The organism is Thalassobacter stenotrophicus, assembly GCF_001458315.1.
GTDB classification, from domain to species: Bacteria; Pseudomonadota; Alphaproteobacteria; order Rhodobacterales; family Rhodobacteraceae; genus Thalassobacter; species Thalassobacter stenotrophicus.
This window is the reverse complement of record NZ_CYRX01000024.1, coordinates 92,194-113,144: the sequence shown is the minus strand read 5'-3', so window position 1 is coordinate 113,144 and position 20,951 is coordinate 92,194. Positions and strand designations below refer to the sequence as shown.

Genomic DNA, 20,951 nt, shown 5'->3' with positions numbered 1-20,951 from the left:
AATCCGTCCGGGGTCAGGGGAAACACGTCCCCAAGCGGGTTTGTGCAACAAAGCCCCGTGCGTCAGCCACTGATCATCTGGCTGACGGTGCCTTTGGCTTTGATCGGCGTCGTTTGGGGGCTGGTTATTACACAGACCGCGCTCGAGTTTATGGCCATCCTTGGCATCCTCTCACTGACGGGTATGTTGATTAAGAATGCTATCGTTTTGATTGATGAAACCGACAGTTTGATTGCAGCGGGCAGGGCGCGTATGCAATCGGTCCTAGATGCGGCTGTCAGCCGAGCCCGCCCTGTCACGCTTGGGGTTGTGACGACTGTTTTGGGGGTAATCCCGCTCATTTGGGACCCGTTCTTTAACTCCTTGGCCGTTGTCATCATCTGTGGGCTGAGCTTCGCAACGATCCTGACGTTGATCGTGGTGCCGACCCTCTATGCGATCTTCTTTGGCGTAAAAATGGATGAGATGGGGGCAGAGCCCGCCGAAGCATCAACTGATATGGGGGCCAACTGAGTATGTCGGGCCTTTTGCGCAATCCGATGCTTATGATCGCTTTGGCGATCACGGGCGGGATAGCGGTTTGGGGCATTATTGATACCGCTGGGCTGACGGCGCTGGCGCGGCGGTTGATCATAATCCAGTTCACCTCTCGGGCATGGTTCATCATGTTGACGGTCAGTTTCATTCTCATCACGAGCGTGGCTTTGGCCTTCTCCCGCTACGGAAGTATCGTGATCGGAGCGGATGACGATACGCCCGAATTTTCAACGCTTTCTTGGCTGACGATGCTATTTGCGGCCGGCATGGGGGTGGGGCTGCTATATTGGGGCACCGCAGAGCCACTGACACACTTCATCGCTCTTGATGGAGCCGAAGGCGTTGACGCGGTGTCCGCTTCCTTGTTTGTGACCAACTTTCATTGGGGTTTTCATGCGTGGGCGATCTATGCTTTGTCGGGGCTTGTGATCGGATATTTTGGCTTCCGCAAGGGATGGCCAACCTTAATCGGCTCGCCGATCTTGGCTGTTTTTGGCCAAGGACCCATTCCGCGCGGGGTGGCGTGGCTGTCTGATCTTCTGGCAATTGTTGCTATTGCGATTGGGCTGGGGGGCTCGGTTGCTATGGGCGTGTTTCAGATCGCTGATGGTGTCGAAATCCTGTTCGGGATGGAGGCGCAGGGTATCACGCTCATGTTGGCGGTGTTCGCAGTTCTTGTCGTAGCGTACCTGCCGCCGTTGACTGTCGATCTGAGCAAGGGGATGGCGCTGTTGTCCAACATTGCAATGGCCATTGCGGTTGTCCTGATGCTTTATGTGCTGCTTGCTGGGCCGACCCATACGATCATGGGTGGATTAGTTCAGGCTGGGGGGGAATACCTTGGCAGTTTCTTTGTGCAGGGGTTTCGGACTTTTACCTTTATGGATGAGGTAACGGTCGGCTGGTTTCAGGATTGGACGCTGACCTACATGGTCTGGTGGCTGGCTTGGGCGCCGTTTGTTGGGGTTTTTATTGCGCGCATTTCCAAGGGGCGGACGATCCGCGAATACCTTTTGGGTGTGATCGTCGCGCCTTCGGCATTCTCAGTGATGTGGTTTGGTATTTTTGGCGGCGCGGGGTTTGCCGCCGCCTTGAATGATAGCCTGCCTGTTCTTGATTTGGTGCGTGATGATACCGGCGCCGTGACTTTCTACATGCTGCGACAGTACCCGCTATCGAACGTGACCATTGTGCTGACACTGCTTGCGGCGTTTCTATTTCTGGTGACGAGTGTGGTAAGCGCGGCATTTGTGCTGGGTATGTTTTCCACCCGTGGGGACCTGAACCCCTCTACCCGAGTGAAGCTAGGGTGGGGTGTTATCTTGGGGGCTCTTGGTCTTGTGATGATCCTGTCGGGCAGTATTGGTGCTGTGAAATCGATCATTGCATTAGGGGCTTTGCCGTTTGTCTTTGTGGTTCTCTTACTGGTCGTTTGCTTTCTCAAGGCGCTGAAGGACGAGACACCACCATGAACTCGACACTCGATACGATCATGAACGTCGAGGTTCTGGCGTTCATTGCCCTTTTGATCTGGTTATATCTGAAGCCCTCTAGGAACGATGATTAACTAACCCTCTGATTGTTCGCACAGTCGAGTGATGCACCGCTTTTAGGCTTCCGAAATTTTCTGCGCTGCCGTGCTAGCAGTGCCCCTTGGTCAATGTCGAACTTGCGGCCATGCCTCCCTCTGCAGCCAAAGCTCAGTGCGTCTCCCTAGGGCGCTTGCATTCCATCAGGAGGTCATACCCAATTTTCACAACAAAATTTGGTATTCCAAAATATTGAATATTATGATATCTGCCACGTAAGGCGCAGAAAGCGTCGAACGCATGGGAGGAAATTATGAAGAAACTTTTGGCTTTGGCATCTGCCGCAGCGCTCCTCGGTGGTGAGGTTCTCGCTGAAGAATACCCAACTAAAACAATTGAAGTGATCACGCACGCCGGGAATGGCGGCGGTACAGATGTGACCACACGGATGATGATGATCCGCGCGCGGCGCGAGCTTGGCGCTGACATGGTCGTTGTTAATAAGCGTGGGGGCGGTGGAGCCACCGCGATGGATTACTACCTGACGCAAGAAGCCGACGGTCATAGCATCCTAACATTCACCATCGGCCACTCGGCGACTGTGGCGCTTGGCAAAACCGATCTTACGTTGGATGACGTCCGTCCGATCGCGCGTGGCACCGATGATCCACAGATCCTGATGACTCGTTGCGGCGTGTACGACAATGCAGAGGCCTTTGTGGCCGCTCAAAAAGACGACCCGCTGACCTACGGCACAACCCAGCTCGGTAACATCGATGACGTGTCGGCCTTTATGTTTACCCGTCGTGGTGAGCTGGCTACGCCAAAAATCATCCCATTTGATGGCGGTGGTGAATTGGCCACGCAGCTTGTTGCGGGCGCCGTTGATGTGGCGGTCTTGAACCTTTCTGAAGCGGGGTCACAGATTTCCGCCGGCGATATCTGCCCAATGGTGGTTCTTGCGCCTGAGCGTATGAGCGGATTGCCCGATGTCTCGACCGCGCAAGAGTTGGGAATTGATGCGAACTTCTCGACCGTGCGTGGGTTTGTTGTTCATGCCGATACGCCAGATGATGTGGCCGCGAAGATCGAAGCGTCTTTGATGAATGCAATGAGCCACTCGATCTACCAGGGTTTCCTGACATCGGTTGGGCTTGATGCGAATTCGGTCGCGGGCTCTGATGTTTGGGGCAACCAGCTGACGTCGATGCAGGCTGATATGGACGCCGCTCTGCGTGAGCTGGGCTTCATCGAGTAAGCACGCGCACTAAACTGCCGACCCGCAAGCTCATGTGTTGCGGGTCGGCCTGAGCTTCCCGCATTTTTCTAGGATGTCATCCATGACGCGCTACGCGGTGCCCTGCGGCACGATCGTCTTTTGCCTACTCGCCTACTGGCTAAGTACCCAGTTCGACCGTGTTCCGCCGATTTTGTTGCGCGGTATGCAGCCGGAAGATTTCCCGCAGATGGTGCTGATCTTGATCATCGCGCTGTCTGTTCTGGTGATGATCTTTGACAAGCCGATTGAGCACGGCGTCGTGGGCGCAAACGTCTGGCGCAGTATTGGCATGTTTGTGGTCTTTTCACTGGTCGCCCAAATCGACCTATTCTTGGGCTTGGGCGTCTTTGCTGGGGGGCTTGCTTCGCTTTGGGGTGAGCGGCGGCTTTGGAGCATCGGATTGGTCGCTTTTATCAGCCCCGCACTCGTATTTCTTCTCTTTGATTTGGTGTTCCGGATCCGCTTCCCGCGCGGCTTTCTGACGAACCTCTGGTACGGATAACCCACATGGAACCGCTTATTGCCGGACTTCTCGCACTGATGGACCCACAGCTGCTTGTGTTGCTGTTTGCAGCCACGCTGGCGGGGGTCATCATTGGGTCGCTACCGGGGTTGAATGCCACAACCGGTGCCGCCCTATTGCTGCCTTTCACCATTACGATGGAGCCGATCCCCGCGATTGCCATCCTGACGACGATCTATTGCGCGGCCACATTCGCAGGCGCGATTACAGCGATCCTGATCAACACTCCCGGCACGTCGGCAAGTGCCACGACCTGCTTGGATGGCTTTCCGATGGCTCAACGCGGTGAAGCGGGCAGGGCGCTGGGCATGGCGACCGTTTCATCGACAATTGGTGGGATTATCTCGGTCTTTTGTCTGATGCTTGCCGCGCCATTGCTTGCGCGGATGGCCTACAACTTTGCGCCACCAGAATACTTTGCGCTGACGGTTTTTGGGATTTCGATGCTGGCCACCATTGGGGATGGCACGCCGCTCAAAAACATAATCGCGGGGTGCATCGGTATTTTGTTGGCAACGGTGGGTAAGGATCTTTTGACCACGGTTGAGCGCTTTACGTTTGGGTTCAATGAGCTGTCCGAAGGGATCGGCTTTGTCCCGGTCATGATCGGAATTTTCGGAATATCCGAGCTGTTGGTACAGGCAGAACGGCTAAGCGTTGAGCGGCGTCAAATCCTGCTCAAGGCGATCAAGCTGCCCTCTCGCGCGGATTACCGCAAAGTCTGGAAGACGATTTTGCGCAGTTCGGGCATCGGCACGTTTATTGGCATCTTGCCTGCCGAGGGCGCGACCGTTGCCTCAATGATTGGTTACAATGAAGCGCGCCGTTGGTCCAAAACGCCTGAGGAATTTGGCAAGGGCGCGATAGAGGGCATCGCGGGATCCGAGGCTGCAAATAACTCAGCCACGGGCGGAGCGATGGTGCCCACCTTGGCCTTGGGCATTCCGGGCAGCCCGACGGCCGCCGTTATCCTCGCGGGGCTGATGGTCCACGGGCTTCAGCCCGGGCCAACCATGTTCACCGAGCAGGCCGAATTTGCCTATGCGATCTTTTGGTCCATGCTGCTGGTCAACATCACGTTCATCTTTGTGGGGCTGTTTGGGGCCAAGCTGTTTGCACGCGTGACCTTTGTTCCGGTGCAAATTCTATGGCCTATCGTTTTCACGTTTTCGATCGTTGGGGCCTATGCGCTCGATCAGTCTATGCTGGATGTCTACATCGCGATCGGGTCTGGCGTGATCGGCTATTTCATGCGCCGCTTTGGCTATTCGGTTGTGCCATTAGCCATCGGGTTGATCCTTGGGGGGATGCTGGAGAAGCGGCTCGGCCAATCTCTGATCATGCTCGATGACCAGTGGTGGCTGATGTTCACGCGCCCCCTGACGCTCCTGTTTTTCGTCTTAACCGTACTCGCGTTGTTCGGGCCCTATTGCTGGTGCCTGTTTCGCCAACGCGATCCGCTCCAATCTACGGGAGAATAACCCATGACCAAAATTAAATCGATCCGCACCCGTGTCTGGAATTGGACGGGGCCGACGGTCCCGCCACAGGGGAACTTCTGCACCAACGCCTCTGATGCGCTGGGCATGAAGGGGGACGCGATGGAATCGTTCCGCTTTCACCAATGGCTGACCTGTGAGGTAGAGGCCGACGACGGCACCATTGGCATCGGCAATGCCGCACTTGCGCCCTCGGTCACGAAGAAGGCGATTGATGATTGGTATGCGCCGCTGGTCGTGGGTGAGGACCCGTTCGACTATGCCTACATCTGGGAAAAGATGTACCGGCGCACCCAAGCATGGGGCCGCAAAGGCGTGGGTATGACCGCGATGTCGGCCATTGACATCGCGATCTGGGATTTGATGGGTAAACTCGTTGATAAACCAGTGTTCAAACTGCTCGGTGGGCGCACCAAAGAGGAAATCCCAGTCTATTACTCCAAGCTGTATTCCGGCCCTATTGATGTGATGCAGGCCGAAGCCGAAGAGGCGATGAAAGCCGGATACCAGGCGTTCAAGATGCGCTTTGGCTGGGGTCCACGGGACGGCATGGCGGGGATGCGCGAAAACCTCAAGCGGATCGAATGCGTGCGCGAAGTGATCGGCTACGATAAGGATTTGATGGCCGATGCCTACATGGGCTGGAACCTCGACTACACCAAACGCATGCTGCCCAAGCTGGCCCCGTTTGAGTTGCGTTGGCTGGAAGAGCCGGTGATCGGCGACGACACCACCGGCTACGCGGAACTGAACGCGATGAACATCGTGCCGATTTCTGGCGGTGAGCATGAGTTTTCGGTCATGGGGTGCAAGAACCTGTTGCAGACCAACGCCGTGAGCGTTTTGCAGTACGACACGAACCGCGTTGGCGGGATCACGGCGGCCCAAAAAATCAACGCCATTGCCGAGGCGCATCAGGTGCCCGTCATCCCGCATGCCGGCCAGATGCACAATTATCACGTCACGATGGCCAACACGAACTGCCCAATGTCGGAATATTTCCCGGTTTTCGATGTCGAAGTCGGCAACGAGCTGTTCTATTACATCTTTGAAGGTGATGCAGAGGCGCAAGATGGTTTCTTGCAACTGGACGAGGAAAAGCCGGGTCTTGGGATCACGATCACTGATAAATATCTGGAACACTTCGAGATCACCGAATGAACACCTACACCGGCATATGGCCCGTCGCACCGACCCCGTTTCATGACGATGGCACCCCCGATCTGGAGGGCATGAAACGTGTCCTTGATTGTCTGATCGATCAAGGCGCGGACGGAATTTGCATTCTTGCCAATTTCTCGGAGCAGTTCCTGATTTCGGACGCGGAGCGTGAGGTGTTGGCGCGGCTGAGCGTTGAGCATATCGCAGGCCGGGTGCCGGTGATCATCACGATCAGCCACTACGCCACCCAAATTGCCGTTGAGCGTGCGCGTTTCGCCAAGGACTTGGGCGCGGACATCGTGATGATGATGCCGCCCTATCATGGGGCATTGCTTAAGGGCACGCCCGAGCAGAGTTTTGAGCAGTTCGCCGCTGTGGGTGAGGTCGGTATTCCGATTATGGTTCAGGACGCGCCTTTGTCAGGTGTGGATTTGCCGGTTCCGTTACTGGTACGCATGGCGCGTGAGATTGAGGCCGTGAAGCTGTTCAAGATCGAATGCCCGCGCGCGGCCAATAAAATCCGTGCCCTGATCGCAGAGGGCGGGGACGCGATTGAGGCACCGTTTGATGGCGAAGAGGCGATTACTCTTTTGGCCGATCTGGACGCCGGCGCGACAGGGTCAATGACCAGCGGTATGATCGTGGATCAGATTAAACCGGTTATCACCAAGTATCACTCGGGTGACGTCTCTGGCGCGACAGAGGCTTATGGCCGGGTCGCAATGGCGATTAATCATGAAAATCGGCAATGCGGTTGGCAGTCGTGCAAGGCCGCGATGGTAGAGGGTGGCGTGATCAAGTCTGAGTTCTGTCGCCACCCGATCCCGCCCTTGCACCCCGATATTCGGTCGCGGATGATTGATCTGCTGCGGCCGCTTGATCCGCTCGTTTTGCGGTGGGGGAAGTAGCATGGAAGATCCTGCCTGGAGAAATGAACTGCGTGATTTCGCCGATCTCAAGCCGCGCAAGTCGCTGGCTTCGGAGGCGGCGGACAATCTGCGTGAATTCATAATGCTGGGAAAACTAGCGCCCGGCATGCCCGTGCGGGAACGTGATCTGGCCGAGGCATTCGGGATCAGCCGGACCCCGCTGAAAGAAGCGCTGCGTATTCTCGAAGGGGAAGGGCTTATTGCGTACGGCCCGACCCGCCGTCCCAGCGTTGCGGACCCTTCGCTTGATGAAATCAATGACTGGTTGCGGGTCCAAGGCGCGCTTGAGGCGTTAGCCGGAGAGTTGGCTTGTACCCACGCGAGCGACGCTGACTTGGCTGAAATTGAGCGGATCAACGCCTCCATCAAAGAGGCACGCAATTCCGAAGGCAAGCTAGAGGCATTTCGGCGCGACATGGCGTTTCACGCAGCGATTGTAGCGGCCGCGAACAATGTCGCCTTGGCGGAAACACATGCCACTTATAACGCTCGGCTATGGCGCGTGCGGTTTTTGTCGTCGCAGCGCGATGCGGGCCGCGGCGCCACCCGGCAGGAGCATTTGGATATCGTTCAGGCGCTAAAAGCCCGTGATCCGGTTGCCGCACGTCGCGCCCTGAAATTGCACCTACAGACGGCAGAGAAAAACATCGCCGCGTCGGTTGCAGAAGTTCAATCTGAAAAAGAGGCCGAATGATGCGCCCCAAACTCGCTATTGTCCCGGGTGATCCGTCTGGAATTGGTCCTGAATTGATTGCTAAACTGCTGTCCGAGGATGGCGTGTGCCAAGCTGCAGATATCATTTTGGTTGGCGATGCCCATCTTTGGCAACGCGGGGCCGAGCAAGCTGGCGTTGAGGTTACGCTCAACACGATTGAAGAGGGTGCGATCGGAGGTTTTGAAGGGCTTGTGCACCTTGACCTTGCGACTGTTGATCCCGATCAGGTCCAAGTGGCCGCAGTAACCGTAGCGGGCGGCACGACGTCCCTGAGGTGCTTGGATAAGGCGCTTGATCTTGCGCAAGCGGGCCTTGTGGATGGCGTGTTGTTTGCACCCTTCAACAAGGCTGCAATGACCTCTGCTGGTCTGAACGCCGAGGACGAGCATCGCTATATGGCGCGGTATCTTGGGTTCACTGGGTATCATTCGGAAATCAACGTCTTGGACGATTTGATGACCACCCGCGTGACCAGCCACATTGGGCTCAAAGATGTGGCGGCCAACATCGACGCTCCGGGCATCCAGCGTGCGATTGAGCTGGCGCATGCCACGCTCGCGCGCTCTGGCAAAGCACGGCCACACGTCGCGGTTGCCGCGTTGAACCCGCATGCGGGAGACAACGGTAAGTTCGGCAGCGAAGAGATCGATATCATCGAGCCCGTCGTCAAAGCCTGTCAGGATCGTCAAATGCATGTGACCGGTCCTTGGCCTTCGGACACCGTTTTCCTCAAGGCCAAACGAGGTGAGGTCGACGCGGTGGTCACAATGTACCACGATCAGGGTCAGATCGCGATCAAACTGATGGGGTTCGAAAGGGGCGTGACCGTCGCCGGTGGCTTGCCCATCCCTGTCGCCACGCCCGCCCACGGCACCGCGTTTGATATCGCAGGCCAAGGGATCGCGAACGTGAGCGCCACGCGCCAAGCCTTTGATCTATTGGTGCGCATGGCAACAACCGCAAAGACCGAAGCCGCGTTATGACGTTGCCCGCCATAGGCTTTATCGGCGTTGGACTGATGGGCGCTGGCATGGCGTCTTGCCTATTGGCGGCGGGGCATCCGCTTGTGGTTTTGCCCCACAAAAACCGAGTGCCGGTCGAAGACCTCTTGGCGAAGGGCGCGATTGAAGCGGCCAGTGCACTGGAACTGCTGCAGGGCTGCGAAGTCTTGATCACCTGTGTGCCCAACGCAGAGGTCATCGCTGATCTGGCTAGTGAATTGGTGCTCCATTTCAATAAGGGACAAATGTGGATCGACACCAGCACGTCCCGGCCTGAAACCAGCGCGCAGTTGGCGCGTGATCTGGCGGCGCGGGGGGCTGTTTTTGCGGATGCGCCCCTAACGGGTGGGCCACAGCAGGCGCGCGAAGGTAGCCTCGCCTCGCTTGTCGGCTGCGATGCTGCGCATTTTCCCGAGGTTGAAGCTATCGTTGGCGTTTATTCAAAAACGGTGCGCCGTTTTGGCGATGCTGGTACCGGGCATGCTGCAAAGCTGCTGAACAATTTGGTTACGCAGGGTACCACGATGCTTTTGGCGGATGCATTTCAATGCGCCGAGAAAATGAACGTTGATGCCCGCGCGTTATATGACATCATGATGAGCGGGGCGGCCCGCTCCGGCACGCTGCAAAAGGCCGTTGGCCCTGCGCTAGACGGCAATTACGACGGCGCACAGTTTACGATAACCAACGCGGCTAAGGACTTGCGGTATGCCCGTGATTTGATCGAACACGCGGCGCCCTCTCGGACGGCGTTGGCAGCTCTGCTCGCTGATAGGTTTGCGACGCTGGTCTCGGATGGACGCGGCGACCAGTTCGTTAGCACCATGCTTGCGCCCGAGGACCCCTAATCCCGGCGCCCTTAATCGCGCCTGACAGTTGAACCCCCATAAAAACGGATACTCAAGATGAGCTTTAAGCCCCACGGAAAACATCTGATTGCTGGCGAATGGGTCGCGAGTGATCGGACCTTTGCATCTGATCCGGCGCATGGCCCTGCCCATGACTATTCGGTCGGAACACCCGATTTGGTGGCACAAGCCTGCGAAGCTGCCGAAGAGGCATTCTGGTCTTTTGGCTACTCCTCCCGCGAGGACCGCGCCGCGTTTCTGAACGCAATTGCGGATGAGGTTGAGGCCCGCGGTGAGGCGATCACGGAAATTGGCGCCCAAGAAACCGGCCTGCCGGAGGCGCGCCTTCAGGGCGAACGCGGTCGCACCACTGGCCAGCTGCGGTTGTTTGCATCACACATCCTCAAGGGCGATTATCTGGACCAAGCGCATGATCCAGCACTGCCCGACCGGGCGCCATTGCCGCGCCCTGATCTTAAGCTGGTGCAGCGCCCGATCGGGCCTGTCGCCGTATTCGGCGCCTCGAACTTCCCACTGGCGTTCTCTACGGCTGGCGGCGACACGGCTGCGGCTTTGGCGGCTGGGTGTCCGGTCGTGGTTAAAGGCCACTCGGCCCACCCCGGCACGGGCGAGATTGTGGCTGAGGCGATCCACGCGGCGATCCAAAAGACGGGCATGCATCCGGGCGTGTTCAGCATGATCCAAGGCGGCAAGCGCGACGTCGGCACCGCACTGGTCCAACATCCGCTGATCCGCGCCGTTGGGTTCACCGGTTCACTCGGTGGGGGGCGTGCCTTGTTTGATCTGTGCGCAGCACGGCCAGAGCCGATCCCGTTCTTTGGTGAATTGGGCTCGGTCAATCCGATGTTCATGATGCCCGAAGCGATCAAAGCGCGCGGCGCGGATATGGGCGCCGCGTGGGCCGGTTCGCTGTGTATGGGGGCAGGGCAGTTCTGCACGAACCCCGGTATTGCGGTCGTTCTTCCGGGTGCGGATGCGTTCGTTGATGCGGCACAGGGCGCGTTAAGCGAGATGGGCGGCCAGACAATGCTGACGGATGGGATCGCCGATGCCTACCGCAGCGGGGCTGCTCGCATAGCGCAAGGCGCTGGAGTGAGTGAACTTCTCGGCACGGCCTGTGAAGGCCGCGAAGCGAAGCCCTATTTGTATCAAGTGTCAGCCAAAGATTGGCTGGCCGAACACGCGTTGCAGGAAGAAGTCTTCGGACCCTTGGGCATTGTGGTCGTTGCGCAAAATGCGGATGAAATGGCGTCTGTTGCCAAGGCATTGCAGGGGCAACTGACCTGTACGATCCATATGGATGACGCTGATACGCAGATGGCCCAAGGCCTGATGCCGATCATAGAGCGTAAGGCTGGCCGCGTCTTGGTAAACGGCTTCCCCACTGGCGTTGAGGTGTCAGACACGATGGTACATGGCGGACCTTACCCGGCTTCCACCAACTTCGGCGCGACCTCGGTTGGGACGATGTCTATTCGTCGGTTCGTACGGCCGGTGTGCTACCAAAACATGCCTGACGCCTTGTTACCTGACGGGTTCTAAGGGCTTCCTGTTCAGTCAAATCTAATGGCAGGGCGCAGCGGTTCCATAGTTGAAATGGTCCACCGCTGCGCCCTTTTTGCTGGGTGGTTTATGGCGGTTTGACTGTCACTGGATTCGGCGCCGCTATCGATTAGACTGGCCCATCTCTGGTTGCGAGGGGGTGTGCGTTGGATCACCGCAGGGTTGTGGATAATTTCCGAATTTGAATGTGATCTGCGGTAATTCTTTTGTTAAATATTTGTTAATGCTCATTAAAATATGTAAACTTATATAGACAGTTTACAATGTAAATAAAAAAGTACACAGTTTTCCTATCGGCTGTGGCCTAAATAATGGGCTGGGCCGTGAATCCACGAGAGTGGCCATCGCATCTTGCCAAGCCGTCTTCGTGTGGGTTCCGAAACCTAACCATGGAGGAGTTTGGACATGTCCGATGATCCAGAGAAGGTCTGGCCAACCGGTCTGACCCTAAAAGAGGCCGAGGAAGTGCATAGCTACCTCATTGATGGCACCCGCGTGTTCGGGGCTATCGCGCTTCTGGCACACATTCTTGTGGCGTCTGCAACGCCTTGGCTCGGCTAAGGAAGGATAGACAATGAACAATGCAAAAATGTGGCTTGTTGTGTCCCCGTCCGTCGGGGTCCCCCTGTTTCTTGGCGCAGTCGCCGTTGGGTCGTTCGCGGTCCACGTTGCTGTTCTAAGCAACACGTCTTGGGTGTCGGACTTCTTGTCCGGTCAGCCTCTTGGCTCCGGGGATGAAATGGCGTCTGCCATGACAGTACCAAACGCGGATACCGCGAAAGTGGCCTATACAAAAGATCTGGACGGCGGCGCACGTGAAGTGACCATCGTTCTTGCTGATGGCACATCAGCAAAGGCCATCCTGCAACCCGGCACAATTCGGGCTTCCGCAGATGCACCCCCTGTGATCGGCACGTTTTAGTCGATCATCCGCGCCCCGGGCGATTTCGCCTGAGGGCGCTCTCTTTTTGTCTGAGCGCTTGGCTGGCCGCGTATGTCAGCTGATCATCGACCCGTGGTGGTAAATGGACCCATGAAGTATCGCGCCTTTGCCCTTAACAAGCTGGCCTCAATTGCGCCGCGCTATCTGCCGTTTGTGGATGTCGCAACCAAGGATGTGCCGCTGTCGCGATTGCTGCGGCTGTCGTTGTTTCAGGTAACGGTTGGCATGGCGTTGGTACTGTTGATGGGCACGCTCAATCGGGTGATGATTGTTGAGTTAGATGTCTCGGCGGCGCTTGTGGCAGGTATGCTCGCGCTGCCATTGCTGTTTGCACCATTTCGAACATTGGTCGGCTTTAAATCGGATGAACATCGGTCTGCCCTCGGCTGGCGGCGCGTGCCTTACATCTGGAAGGGCACGATGTACCAATTCGGCGGCTTTGCGATTATGCCCTTCGCGCTTTTGGTCCTTTCGGGCTACGGCGAGGCGGTGGATGCCCCCCGGTGGCTGGGCTTGTCGTCTGCGGCGCTTGCGTTTTTGCTGGTAGGGGCTGGTCTGCATATCGTGCAGACGGTGGGGTTGGCGCTTGCGACGGATTTGGTCAAGCAAGAGGACCACCCAAAGGTCGTAGGCCTGATGTATGTTATGCTGTTGCTCGGGATGGTCGTGAGCGCGCTTATCTATGGCGCATTACTGGCTGATTATACGCCGGGCCGGCTGATCCAAGTGATCCAAGGCTCTGCGGTGGTGACTGTCGCGCTCAATATGATTGCGATGTGGAAACAGGAATCTCGTGACCGGTCGCGCGCCTTGCGCATGGCACAGACGCCGAAGGTGTCATTCTTAGATGCCTGGGGGCGGTTGATCGCCTTACCCGGGACGATGCGGCTGTTGGTTGTGATCGGCTTAGGCACATTTGGCTTTGGCATGGCGGATGTTCTGCTGGAACCATATGGCGGCCAAGCGCTTGGGTTCTCAGTGGCTGAGACGACGCGCCTGACTGCATTGTTCGCGGGTGGCACGTTGATGGGGTTTGGTATCGCATCGCGTGTGCTCGCGATTGGCGGGGACCCTGTGCGTTTGGCCACATTCGGTGCGATGATTGGCTTGCCGGGGTTTGCGGCGATAATCCTTTCTTCGGTCCATGGTGGGGGGTTTGTCTTTTGCGTGGGCACGTTAGCCACTGGGCTTGGTGCGGGCCTGTTTGGGCACGGCACGCTTACGGCCACGATCCGAAATGCCCCGCCAGACCAGGTCGGTCTGTCGCTTGGGGCATGGGGTGCGGTGCAGGCAACCTGTGCCGGCATTGGCGTCGCACTGGCCGGAATTGTCCGTGACATCCTTGTGGCGGCCCCAAGCCTTGCGGGACTTCAGCCCAGCACGCCCTATAATGTAGTCTTCACGATCGAGATGGCGTTCCTTGTTATGGCTATTCTCATTGCTATTCCGCTCGTGATCCGCCGTGGCGTTTCCCGGACGTCGCGCCCTGTAGCGACCGCACAACCAAAGCCAGTGGAGGCACAATGACAAAGATCATCACGCGGTATTTTGAACACGCGGACCAGGCGATGGCGGCGCGCGATGCGCTCGTGTTTGAGCAAAAGGTTGCGCCACAGATCATTCGGACATTCACGGATGCGGAGTGCCTTGCGGATAAACTGACTGCGCTGCAAGTCACGCCAGCAGCGGCGCAAGTCTATCAAGAGCGCCTTGCTAAGGGCGGCGCTGTGATGCTGGTAGAGGCCGGATGCCGCCCCTTGGGCGTTGCGCGGATGACGCGCGAAGCCGCCGTGGCCAACGGGGCCGTGGTTCTTGATGGCGTCGTTGATGAGGTTGAGGTGAAGGACCCAACCTACGGGCGCCGTGGATTGAGCGTTCTGCAAAGCCATCCACGGTTCATGTCGGGGGTTGAGCGTAGTTCACGTGCACGCGGCAATCATCACATGGCTGATTGGCCCATTCCGCTTTTGTCCAAGCGCAAGCCCTATGACGGGACCCTGTTTTATCGCCACGCGCACATGGCGAACTGGCCATTTGGCCTGCTGAGCCAACGCAAACCTTACACTAAGTCGATCTTTGGGCGACATCAGCGTATGGCGAGTTTTCCGATCAAGTTGATCTCTCAGCGCAAGCCATTCACGGGCTCGATTATTCCGCGGCATGGGCGGATGGCGAATATCATTCTGCCGCTGACCAACCGGCGCAAGCCGTTCAGCCGTTCGATCTTTCCACGGCATCAGCGAATGGCCACGGTGCCGTTCCCCCTGTTGATCAACGGTAAAACCGGCAGCAACGCATTGATGCCCGGCGCCCCCCGCATGGCGAACTTTCCCATCGGATTGTTGAGCACGCGCAAGCCGTTCACAGGGTCCATTTTTTCGCGCCACGCGCGGATGGCGAATTTCCCGATTGGTTTGTTGAGCCGCCGTAAACCCTTTACCGGCTCGATTTTTCCCAAGCACGCGCGGATGGCGAACTTTATCCTACCACTCGTGATCAAACGTCAGGATCCAGCTGACCGCCCCCAACGAGACGGCTTTTCGTTTTCTCGGATGCTGGGCATGCCGACTTTGATGCAGCGTTAGTCACAGCTTACGCATTGGGGTCGGCTGGACAGGCCGCCCCAATGGCTTGGGGCTTATGGGACCACGACGATATTGCCCGTGTGGGCTTTTTCGATGAACGCGGATTGTGCGGCGTGCAGCTCGCGCAGCGGGTAGGTGGCGGCCAAGGCGGGTTTGATTTCACCGGCTTCAATGTAGCGGACAAGTGCTGCTGTGACCTCGGGTGCGATGACGGTAGAGCCCGTGAACGTCAGATCCCGTAAGTAGAATGTGCGCAGATCAAACGCGACGATCGGGCCCGCAATCGCGCCGGAGCATGTGAGCCGCCCACCACGTTCGATGACATCGAGAAGGGTGCTCCAATTGGGGCCACCCACGACATCCGCAAGGACGGTGATTTTCTCGTCCCCTAGGGCCGCCCTTAGGTTTCCTGGCGCGCGCGGGAGCACAAGGTCAGCGCCCAAGGCGCGCACCGCGTCATGTTTGTTTTCGGATGCGAGGGCGACCACACGGGCGCCGCGTCGCTTGGCCAGCTGGATTAGCCCAGTGCCCACGCCACCCGAGGCGCCCGGTACCAAAACAGTGTCTGCCGCCGTCACGCCAGCGCGGGTCAGCATCCCCTCAGCCGTGGAGTAGGAGCATGAAAACGTGGCCAATTCGGCGTCAGACAGGGGGCTGTTTACGGCAATCGCGTTGACCGCAGGCATGGTGGTGTATTGCGCAAAGCCGCCATCCCGCTCCGAGCCGAAGTAACCGGTTTTGTTGATGTCGTTGGGATCTTGCGGGTCCCGCAGCCAGCAGTCGGTGATGATCCGTTCACCAATGCGGGTGGCGTCCACGCCTATGCCGACGGCGACGATCTCGCCACAGACATCAGCCCCCTGAATACGTGGAAAGGATATCGGCGCGGCCCCCCATGTCGGGTCTTCGTCGTCGACTTTGGCATAGCCATCGCCGCTTGTGGCCTCCGTTACGGCTTTGGAATACCAACCCACACGGGTGTTCACGTCGGTGTTGTTCAGCCCGCAGGCCTTGACCCGGACCAAAACCTCGCTTGCGGCGGGCGTGGGGCAGGGCCAATCTGGGTGCCAAACCATCTGATCCATGTTGCCGTGTCCCATAGTGACCATTGCGTTCATTGTGGTTGGCAGTGTCATTTCGGGTGCTCCGGTGTTGTACTTCGCTGGGGTGGCGGCTCTGTTCGCCAACCCTTCGATCAGGTCAGTCGCAGGCTGTCTAGGGGCAAGGCCATCGGGCCGTGTCCTCAGCTTCAAATGGCGTGCCGCTGCGAAGGCCGTTCAAAAGCAATTCGAATTGCAAATGTTCTCCAGAACAGAGCCACCCTTTTGCCGAGCTTTGGACACAGTTCGCCGCGATTTCAGCCTCAGGAAAAGCGCGCACCCGATGATGAGCGCACGCTTGCAACAGCCCGTGGGGGTGCGGAAATCAATGAGACCCAACAATGCCCCAAACGACCCCCACGCTTCGGCAGAATTCCTGCCGGTGGGCACCCGTTTGTTGGGCGGGCAGTACGTCATTGAACGGTATTTGGGCAGCGGCGGTTTCGGGATCACCTATGTGGCGCGGGACAGTTTGGACCGGCAAGTCGTCATCAAGGAATGCTTCCCCGAGGCGCTGTGCCAGCGGAAAAACCGCACCGTGGTCGAGCGGTCGCGGACCTCAAAGGGGCAGTTCCATTCGATTGTTGAGATGTTTGTCCGAGAGGCGCGGAGCCTCGCGAAACTGGACCACCGTAACATTGTGGGCGTACATCAGGTCTTTAAGGACAACGAGACAGCCTACATGGCGTTGGATCTGATTGAAGGGCGGGATCTACTTGATATCATTGACGAAAAGGGAAAGCGCCCCGCCTTTGCAGAGATAAAATCGGTGCTTTGGCGGATATTGGATGCCATTGCGGTCGTTCATGCGGAGGATATGCTGCATCGAGATATTTCCCCCGACAATATCCTGATTGATACGTCAGGCAGCCCCGTTTTGATCGATTTTGGGGCCGCGCGGGAAGAGGCCAGCAAAAAGAGCCGCGCATTGTCGGCGGTGCAGGTGGTCAAGGACGGGTATTCCCCGCAAGAGTTTTATGTCGCGGGCAGTCAGCAGGGGCCGTGCAGCGATTTGTACGCGCTTGCGGCAACCTTTGTGCATGTCATCTCAGGCAGCGCTCCACCTAATAGCCAGATGCGCTTGGCGGCTATCGCTGACAAAAAGCCGGATCCCTATGTGCCCTTGGTAGGGCGTATCGCGGGGTATCCAGATGCGTTTCTGCGGGCCTTGGATCAGGCAATGGCAGTGTTGCCGAAGGATCGGATTCAATCCGCGCAGGACTGGATGGCGCGCATCGGTGGTGAAGGCGGGTCACCCGTGCCTACGCGCGCAGCAACCCAAGAGCGAGACATCGAACGGACAGTTACGCAGTTGATCGCGATTGCCCAGCAGGATGGTGGTGGCAGTGCAGCGGCAGAGCCGAAGCAACCCAAACCTGTGGAAGTTGAGCCCGCGCCCAAGCGGGCCGAGGTGTCTTATCAGCAGCGGTTTGCGGAATTGGCCCATCCGCTTGAACCCGACCCAGAACCCGCAGGCTATACCGACGAAGATGAAGCCCCAGATTGGATTGAGAAAGCGCGCCTCAAACAGGTCGCGCGTGTTGCCGCCAGCGAAGCGGCAATCGACGCAATGTATACGGCCAAGTCAAAGCCCAAGGCCGTATCGCAGCCTTTGGCTGTGCCGGGCGCTTCGAAGGTGCCGATGATCTTAACGGTGATGGGCGCGCTGGTCTTTGCCGTGGTTCTTGGTCTGAACGGCAAACAAATCATGGCGCTGGTTTCGCCTGCAACGGCTCCTGCTCAGACAAATACGCCGCCCATCCTGACCCTGGACAGTGACGATGTTCTGTAACCCCGTGCGCGACGTCATCGCGTTGAAAGCAAAAAGAAATGAGGTTCCGAGATGACTTTGTTTAAACGCGTCTTCAATACGCCGCCCAAAAGCGAGCCTATAGCGCCCGTCGACATGGGAGAACCTGAATTGGATCAAGTGTTGGACACACGGGCATTGTCTGAGGTCGTGGCCCGAGTAGAAGAAGGTGCCCAGTTATCTGATCCGCCGAGCCCGCACCCCGTGGCCTGCACGACACTCACAGAGACCTCGCCACGTGAGATCGACCCTATCCCGCGGGATGAGGACTATACACTGGCTCGCGCCGACGACTTGGTTGCCCCCGCGCGTGCGCCTGCGGCGCCAGACCCCTCCGATGCCTTCGCTGAGCAAGAGGCGCTTGCGGCCCAAGAAATCGCCGCGTTTCAGGCGCGTATCGCGGAAAAACAAAAGGCAATAGAGGAGGCGCGGCAGTCTCAGGCCCTGCATCGGACGCCGGTGTCGGAGGTTCAGTTTACGACGCCACCCCAAGGACCAACGCTCGTGCCAGAGGTTGATCCACCGCAAAGAAATGACCGCTCAGCTCGGCGGGTTCGGACGCGGATGCTGGGGTTTGATCAAGAGGCCGCGATCATCGATCCGATCGACAAAGCCGCAGCCCAAGCCAGCCCAAAGGGCGCACGCTTTCCGGTCGCGTGGATTGTTGTGGCGGATGGGCCGGGTCGAGGGCACAGCTTTACGCTGCATTCGGGTGTGTCGACCATTGGTCGTGGTGACGATCAAACCGTGGTGCTGGACCTCGGTGATACCAGTATCTCACGCGAAAAGCATGCGGCCATTGCTTACGATGAGGAAGCCAACGGCTTTTTCCTTGGGCACGGGGGAAAGTCGAACATCGTTCGCCTGAATGGTCGCCCGGTCCTAAGCACCGAAGACCTGCGCCACGGTGACATGATCCGTATCGGTGAAACAACGCTGCGGTTTGTGGCTCTGTGCGGCGACGAATTCGTCTGGGAAGGCGCGGGTCATGCACAAACAATGTGAGCCAGTATTTGCCTTTGATGTTGCCTCTGCGATGTCGCGCGGTGCACGGGACTATCAAGAAGACGCCATGTTGGCAGATATCGCCAGCGGGGCAGATCTAGGCTTTGTGATTTTGGCGGATGGTATGGGGGGGCACGCCGCAGGCGACGTCGCCAGCCAGATTGTCCTGACAGAAGTGTTTCGCGCGCTGACATTTATGCGCAGTGAAATGGTGGCAGACAGGACGTGCATCCCAGAAACGCTTAGGGACGCTGCGCGTGCGGCCAACAGTCGTTTGCGCTCTCATGTTGAGATGCATTCGGAATGTAGCGGGATGGGCTCTACCTTGGTGGTTGCCGTGCTGATCGGTGATGAATTGCATTGGATATCCATAGGGGACTCTCCGCTTTTTCTGTTCCGTGACAACGAGTTGACGCAGCTCAACGAAGATCACTCCATGAGCCGTGCGATTGACACCATGGTTGCCGCAGGCGCGATGAGTGCGGCGGAGGGTAAGGATCATCCAGATCGCAATGTGCTGACTTCCGTGCTGTATGGGAAACCCATCCCGCATATGGATTGTCCGGAGGTGCCCCTGACGCTGAAGGGGGGCGACACCCTGATTGTCGCCAGCGATGGGCTGCAATTTCTGCCCAACGTGGAGATTGAGGCTGTCCTGCGGGATCAGCCCCTCAGCGGAAGCGCCGAGATATCCGACAGTCTGATGGAGGGGTTAGAGCGCCTACAGGACCCGGATTTGGACAACGTTTCCCTTTCCGTGGTTCAGGTGAAAACCGCGCGTACCGGTTCAGGCGTCAGGCCAGTTGTACCCTTAAGAGTTATCGAAACTGGTAGCATCCCTGACTTTGTCCAGCCGATGTTTTCCATTAGACCACGCACAAAAGGGGCAGCGGGGTGAGCAGGGACGGTGACCATGGCACGGCCTTGGCGGCATTGCATGCGTTGCTCCAGTCCGGTGGGCTTTCTGCGAACGCGCGGGACGTGGCGGAGGGTCTCTTGAAGGCGATGACATCCAAAACACGTCTGTTGATTGCGGGCCCTGAAAGTGCGGGGCGGGATGCGCTGGCGAATGCCATTTGCGCACGCGCCATTCCTAAGGCTGAGTTGTTCGTTGCGGACACGCCCGCCGCGTTTGACCCTAGCAACGGGGATATCTGCATCTGGTGTACGGCTACCTTTTCCTCGTCAGAGTTGCAGGTTTGGCAAAAAGTTCCGGATCGTTTGAAAAGTCGAAGTTTTTTGGTGCCAATTGCTGATACCATTACGTTTTCTGAGCGGCTCAATGACGCGCAAATATCCTACTTCCAAAGCATCGCGGACAGTGAGTTCTATGGGTTATTCCCGATTGTACTGGGCGCACCGCTGGGTCCGCAAAACGCAGAGCTATCGTCCACTTTGCTGCGCGAAATCGTAGGTATGGTGTCCTCGCAACGGGTAGCAGCTTATGTGGATGCTCAGAGCTTTCTCACCAGCCACAGAGATGAGGCGGCTGAACGAGGCGCAGCCCCAAATCTGGCGGCCGATACGAACCAAAATGCTAGCGACCAAGCCACTCAAGACGCGGCTCAACAGGCACTTTCGGTTTTGGCTGGCTACGCCAAGGATTTGGCCCCTGAAATGGCGGGGGAAGCCCCAGAAGCGCTCACGCAAATTTTGACGACTTGTTCGGCGGCTGCCGAGGCACTGGCAGAGGCTATGCAAACACATCTAGCGGGGGCAGGCGTATCAAGCGAATTCGCGCTTTTGTCCGAGGATGCGCGCACGGCTGCGGACAACATCTTACTGTTGTCGGTTGAAGGCGGACTCTCGCAGACGATCTGCGCAGTCACAACCTTACTCCAATTGCGGCGTGAGTTAGAAATCCTTGATGCCGCATAATTGGGCGGCGCTACACGGAGTATTA

The 20,951-nt window shown here is 57.7% G+C and carries 20 protein-coding genes; 19 read left to right on the top strand and 1 reads right to left on the bottom strand.

What is annotated here, in order from left to right; all coding sequences use genetic code 11:
* The 15 genes from THS5294_RS07065 to THS5294_RS06995 form a co-directional block, all read left to right on the top strand.
* A partial coding sequence (locus THS5294_RS07065) for an efflux RND transporter permease subunit (protein ID WP_145974156.1) occupies positions 1-513 on the top strand: 513 nt, incomplete at its 5' end.
* Between the two features lie 2 nt (positions 514-515).
* On the top strand, positions 516-2,009 hold the full coding sequence (locus tag THS5294_RS07060; protein ID WP_058123185.1) for a BCCT family transporter: 1,494 nt from the start codon (positions 516-518) through the stop codon (positions 2,007-2,009).
* Positions 2,010-2,379: 370 nt separating this feature from the next.
* The gene (locus THS5294_RS07055) at positions 2,380-3,324 is read left to right on the top strand and encodes a Bug family tripartite tricarboxylate transporter substrate binding protein (RefSeq protein WP_058123184.1); all 945 of its coding nucleotides are present in this window, start codon (positions 2,380-2,382) and stop codon (positions 3,322-3,324) included.
* Positions 3,325-3,406: 82 nt separating this feature from the next.
* Positions 3,407-3,847 carry a tripartite tricarboxylate transporter TctB family protein gene (locus THS5294_RS07050; protein WP_058123183.1) on the top strand — a complete coding sequence of 147 codons (441 nt, stop codon included), beginning with the start codon at positions 3,407-3,409 and terminating at the stop codon, positions 3,845-3,847.
* A 5-nt stretch (positions 3,848-3,852) separates the two neighbouring features.
* Complete coding sequence (locus THS5294_RS07045) at positions 3,853-5,349, top strand: tripartite tricarboxylate transporter permease (protein ID WP_058123182.1); 1,497 nt, start codon at positions 3,853-3,855, stop codon at positions 5,347-5,349.
* Positions 5,350-5,352: 3 nt separating this feature from the next.
* Positions 5,353-6,528, top strand: coding sequence for an L-rhamnonate dehydratase (locus THS5294_RS07040; protein WP_058123181.1), 1,176 nt, complete (start codon positions 5,353-5,355; stop codon positions 6,526-6,528).
* The gene (locus tag THS5294_RS07035; RefSeq protein ID WP_058123180.1) at positions 6,525-7,436 is read left to right on the top strand and encodes a dihydrodipicolinate synthase family protein; all 912 of its coding nucleotides are present in this window, start codon (positions 6,525-6,527) and stop codon (positions 7,434-7,436) included. Before THS5294_RS07040 ends, THS5294_RS07035 begins: the two co-directional genes overlap by 4 nt.
* A gap of 1 nt (position 7,437) precedes the next feature.
* Positions 7,438-8,151 carry a GntR family transcriptional regulator gene (locus THS5294_RS07030; RefSeq protein ID WP_058123179.1) on the top strand — a complete coding sequence of 238 codons (714 nt, stop codon included), beginning with the start codon at positions 7,438-7,440 and terminating at the stop codon, positions 8,149-8,151.
* The gene (locus THS5294_RS07025; RefSeq protein ID WP_233486428.1) at positions 8,148-9,155 is read left to right on the top strand and encodes a 4-hydroxythreonine-4-phosphate dehydrogenase PdxA; all 1,008 of its coding nucleotides are present in this window, start codon (positions 8,148-8,150) and stop codon (positions 9,153-9,155) included. The genes THS5294_RS07030 and THS5294_RS07025 overlap by 4 nt, the downstream gene beginning before the upstream one ends.
* Positions 9,152-10,021, top strand: coding sequence for an NAD(P)-dependent oxidoreductase (locus tag THS5294_RS07020; RefSeq protein ID WP_058123178.1), 870 nt, complete (start codon positions 9,152-9,154; stop codon positions 10,019-10,021). Before THS5294_RS07025 ends, THS5294_RS07020 begins: the two co-directional genes overlap by 4 nt.
* 57 nt (positions 10,022-10,078) lie before the next feature.
* Positions 10,079-11,584 carry an aldehyde dehydrogenase (NADP(+)) gene (locus tag THS5294_RS07015; RefSeq protein ID WP_058123177.1) on the top strand — a complete coding sequence of 502 codons (1,506 nt, stop codon included), beginning with the start codon at positions 10,079-10,081 and terminating at the stop codon, positions 11,582-11,584.
* A gap of 426 nt (positions 11,585-12,010) precedes the next feature.
* On the top strand, positions 12,011-12,166 hold the full coding sequence (gene pufB / locus THS5294_RS07010; protein ID WP_038008076.1) for a light-harvesting antenna LH1, beta subunit: 156 nt from the start codon (positions 12,011-12,013) through the stop codon (positions 12,164-12,166).
* Between the two features lie 13 nt (positions 12,167-12,179).
* Positions 12,180-12,527, top strand: a complete 348-nt coding sequence (locus tag THS5294_RS07005; protein WP_038008077.1) for a light-harvesting protein — start codon at positions 12,180-12,182, stop codon at positions 12,525-12,527.
* 111 nt (positions 12,528-12,638) lie between these two features.
* Positions 12,639-14,075: a PucC family protein gene (locus THS5294_RS07000; RefSeq protein WP_058123176.1), complete on the top strand. Its 1,437-nt coding sequence runs from the start codon at positions 12,639-12,641 to the stop codon at positions 14,073-14,075.
* Entirely contained in the window at positions 14,072-15,133 is a 1,062-nt protein-coding gene (locus THS5294_RS06995) for a hypothetical protein (RefSeq protein ID WP_058123175.1), read from the top strand. Before THS5294_RS07000 ends, THS5294_RS06995 begins: the two co-directional genes overlap by 4 nt.
* Positions 15,134-15,186: 53 nt before the next feature.
* On the opposite strand, the gene THS5294_RS06990 is transcribed toward THS5294_RS06995, so the two are convergent.
* Positions 15,187-16,269 (bottom strand): alcohol dehydrogenase family protein, encoded by a 1,083-nt coding sequence (locus THS5294_RS06990; RefSeq protein ID WP_058123174.1) that lies wholly within the window; start codon positions 16,267-16,269, stop codon positions 15,187-15,189.
* A 292-nt stretch (positions 16,270-16,561) separates the two neighbouring features.
* Between THS5294_RS06990 and THS5294_RS06985 the strand changes: the two genes are divergently transcribed.
* The 4 genes from THS5294_RS06985 to THS5294_RS06970 are packed head-to-tail and all read left to right on the top strand — an operon-like array spanning position 16,562 to position 20,926.
* Positions 16,562-18,025: a serine/threonine-protein kinase gene (locus THS5294_RS06985; RefSeq protein WP_082644970.1), complete on the top strand. Its 1,464-nt coding sequence runs from the start codon at positions 16,562-16,564 to the stop codon at positions 18,023-18,025.
* Positions 18,026-18,076: 51 nt separating this feature from the next.
* The gene (locus THS5294_RS06980; RefSeq protein ID WP_058123172.1) at positions 18,077-19,048 is read left to right on the top strand and encodes an FHA domain-containing protein; all 972 of its coding nucleotides are present in this window, start codon (positions 18,077-18,079) and stop codon (positions 19,046-19,048) included.
* A complete protein-coding gene (locus tag THS5294_RS06975) occupies positions 19,032-19,946 on the top strand; it encodes a PP2C family protein-serine/threonine phosphatase (RefSeq protein WP_058123171.1) in 915 nt (304 codons plus the stop codon). Before THS5294_RS06980 ends, THS5294_RS06975 begins: the two co-directional genes overlap by 17 nt.
* A complete protein-coding gene (locus THS5294_RS06970) occupies positions 19,943-20,926 on the top strand; it encodes a hypothetical protein (RefSeq protein WP_058123170.1) in 984 nt (327 codons plus the stop codon). Before THS5294_RS06975 ends, THS5294_RS06970 begins: the two co-directional genes overlap by 4 nt.
* The last annotated feature ends 25 nt before the right edge of the window (positions 20,927-20,951 follow it).

Coding starts and splice junctions, on each gene's coding strand:
- THS5294_RS07055 (WP_058123184.1), top strand. CDS start 2,380: ATGAAGAAACTTTTGGCTTTGGCATCTGCCGCAGCGCTCCTCGGTGGT.
- THS5294_RS07050 (WP_058123183.1), top strand. CDS start 3,407: ATGACGCGCTACGCGGTGCCCTGCGGCACGATCGTCTTTTGCCTACTC.
- THS5294_RS06980 (WP_058123172.1), top strand. CDS start 18,077: ATGACTTTGTTTAAACGCGTCTTCAATACGCCGCCCAAAAGCGAGCCT.
- THS5294_RS06995 (WP_058123175.1), top strand. CDS start 14,072: ATGACAAAGATCATCACGCGGTATTTTGAACACGCGGACCAGGCGATG.
- THS5294_RS07035 (WP_058123180.1), top strand. CDS start 6,525: ATGAACACCTACACCGGCATATGGCCCGTCGCACCGACCCCGTTTCAT.
- THS5294_RS06985 (WP_082644970.1), top strand. CDS start 16,562: ATGAGACCCAACAATGCCCCAAACGACCCCCACGCTTCGGCAGAATTC.
- pufB (WP_038008076.1), top strand. CDS start 12,011: ATGTCCGATGATCCAGAGAAGGTCTGGCCAACCGGTCTGACCCTAAAA.
- THS5294_RS07020 (WP_058123178.1), top strand. CDS start 9,152: ATGACGTTGCCCGCCATAGGCTTTATCGGCGTTGGACTGATGGGCGCT.
- THS5294_RS07015 (WP_058123177.1), top strand. CDS start 10,079: ATGAGCTTTAAGCCCCACGGAAAACATCTGATTGCTGGCGAATGGGTC.
- THS5294_RS07000 (WP_058123176.1), top strand. CDS start 12,639: ATGAAGTATCGCGCCTTTGCCCTTAACAAGCTGGCCTCAATTGCGCCG.
- THS5294_RS07030 (WP_058123179.1), top strand. CDS start 7,438: ATGGAAGATCCTGCCTGGAGAAATGAACTGCGTGATTTCGCCGATCTC.
- THS5294_RS06990 (WP_058123174.1), bottom strand. CDS start 16,269: ATGACACTGCCAACCACAATGAACGCAATGGTCACTATGGGACACGGC.
- THS5294_RS07040 (WP_058123181.1), top strand. CDS start 5,353: ATGACCAAAATTAAATCGATCCGCACCCGTGTCTGGAATTGGACGGGG.
- THS5294_RS07045 (WP_058123182.1), top strand. CDS start 3,853: ATGGAACCGCTTATTGCCGGACTTCTCGCACTGATGGACCCACAGCTG.
- THS5294_RS07025 (WP_233486428.1), top strand. CDS start 8,148: ATGATGCGCCCCAAACTCGCTATTGTCCCGGGTGATCCGTCTGGAATT.
- THS5294_RS07005 (WP_038008077.1), top strand. CDS start 12,180: ATGAACAATGCAAAAATGTGGCTTGTTGTGTCCCCGTCCGTCGGGGTC.
- THS5294_RS07060 (WP_058123185.1), top strand. CDS start 516: ATGTCGGGCCTTTTGCGCAATCCGATGCTTATGATCGCTTTGGCGATC.
- THS5294_RS06975 (WP_058123171.1), top strand. CDS start 19,032: ATGCACAAACAATGTGAGCCAGTATTTGCCTTTGATGTTGCCTCTGCG.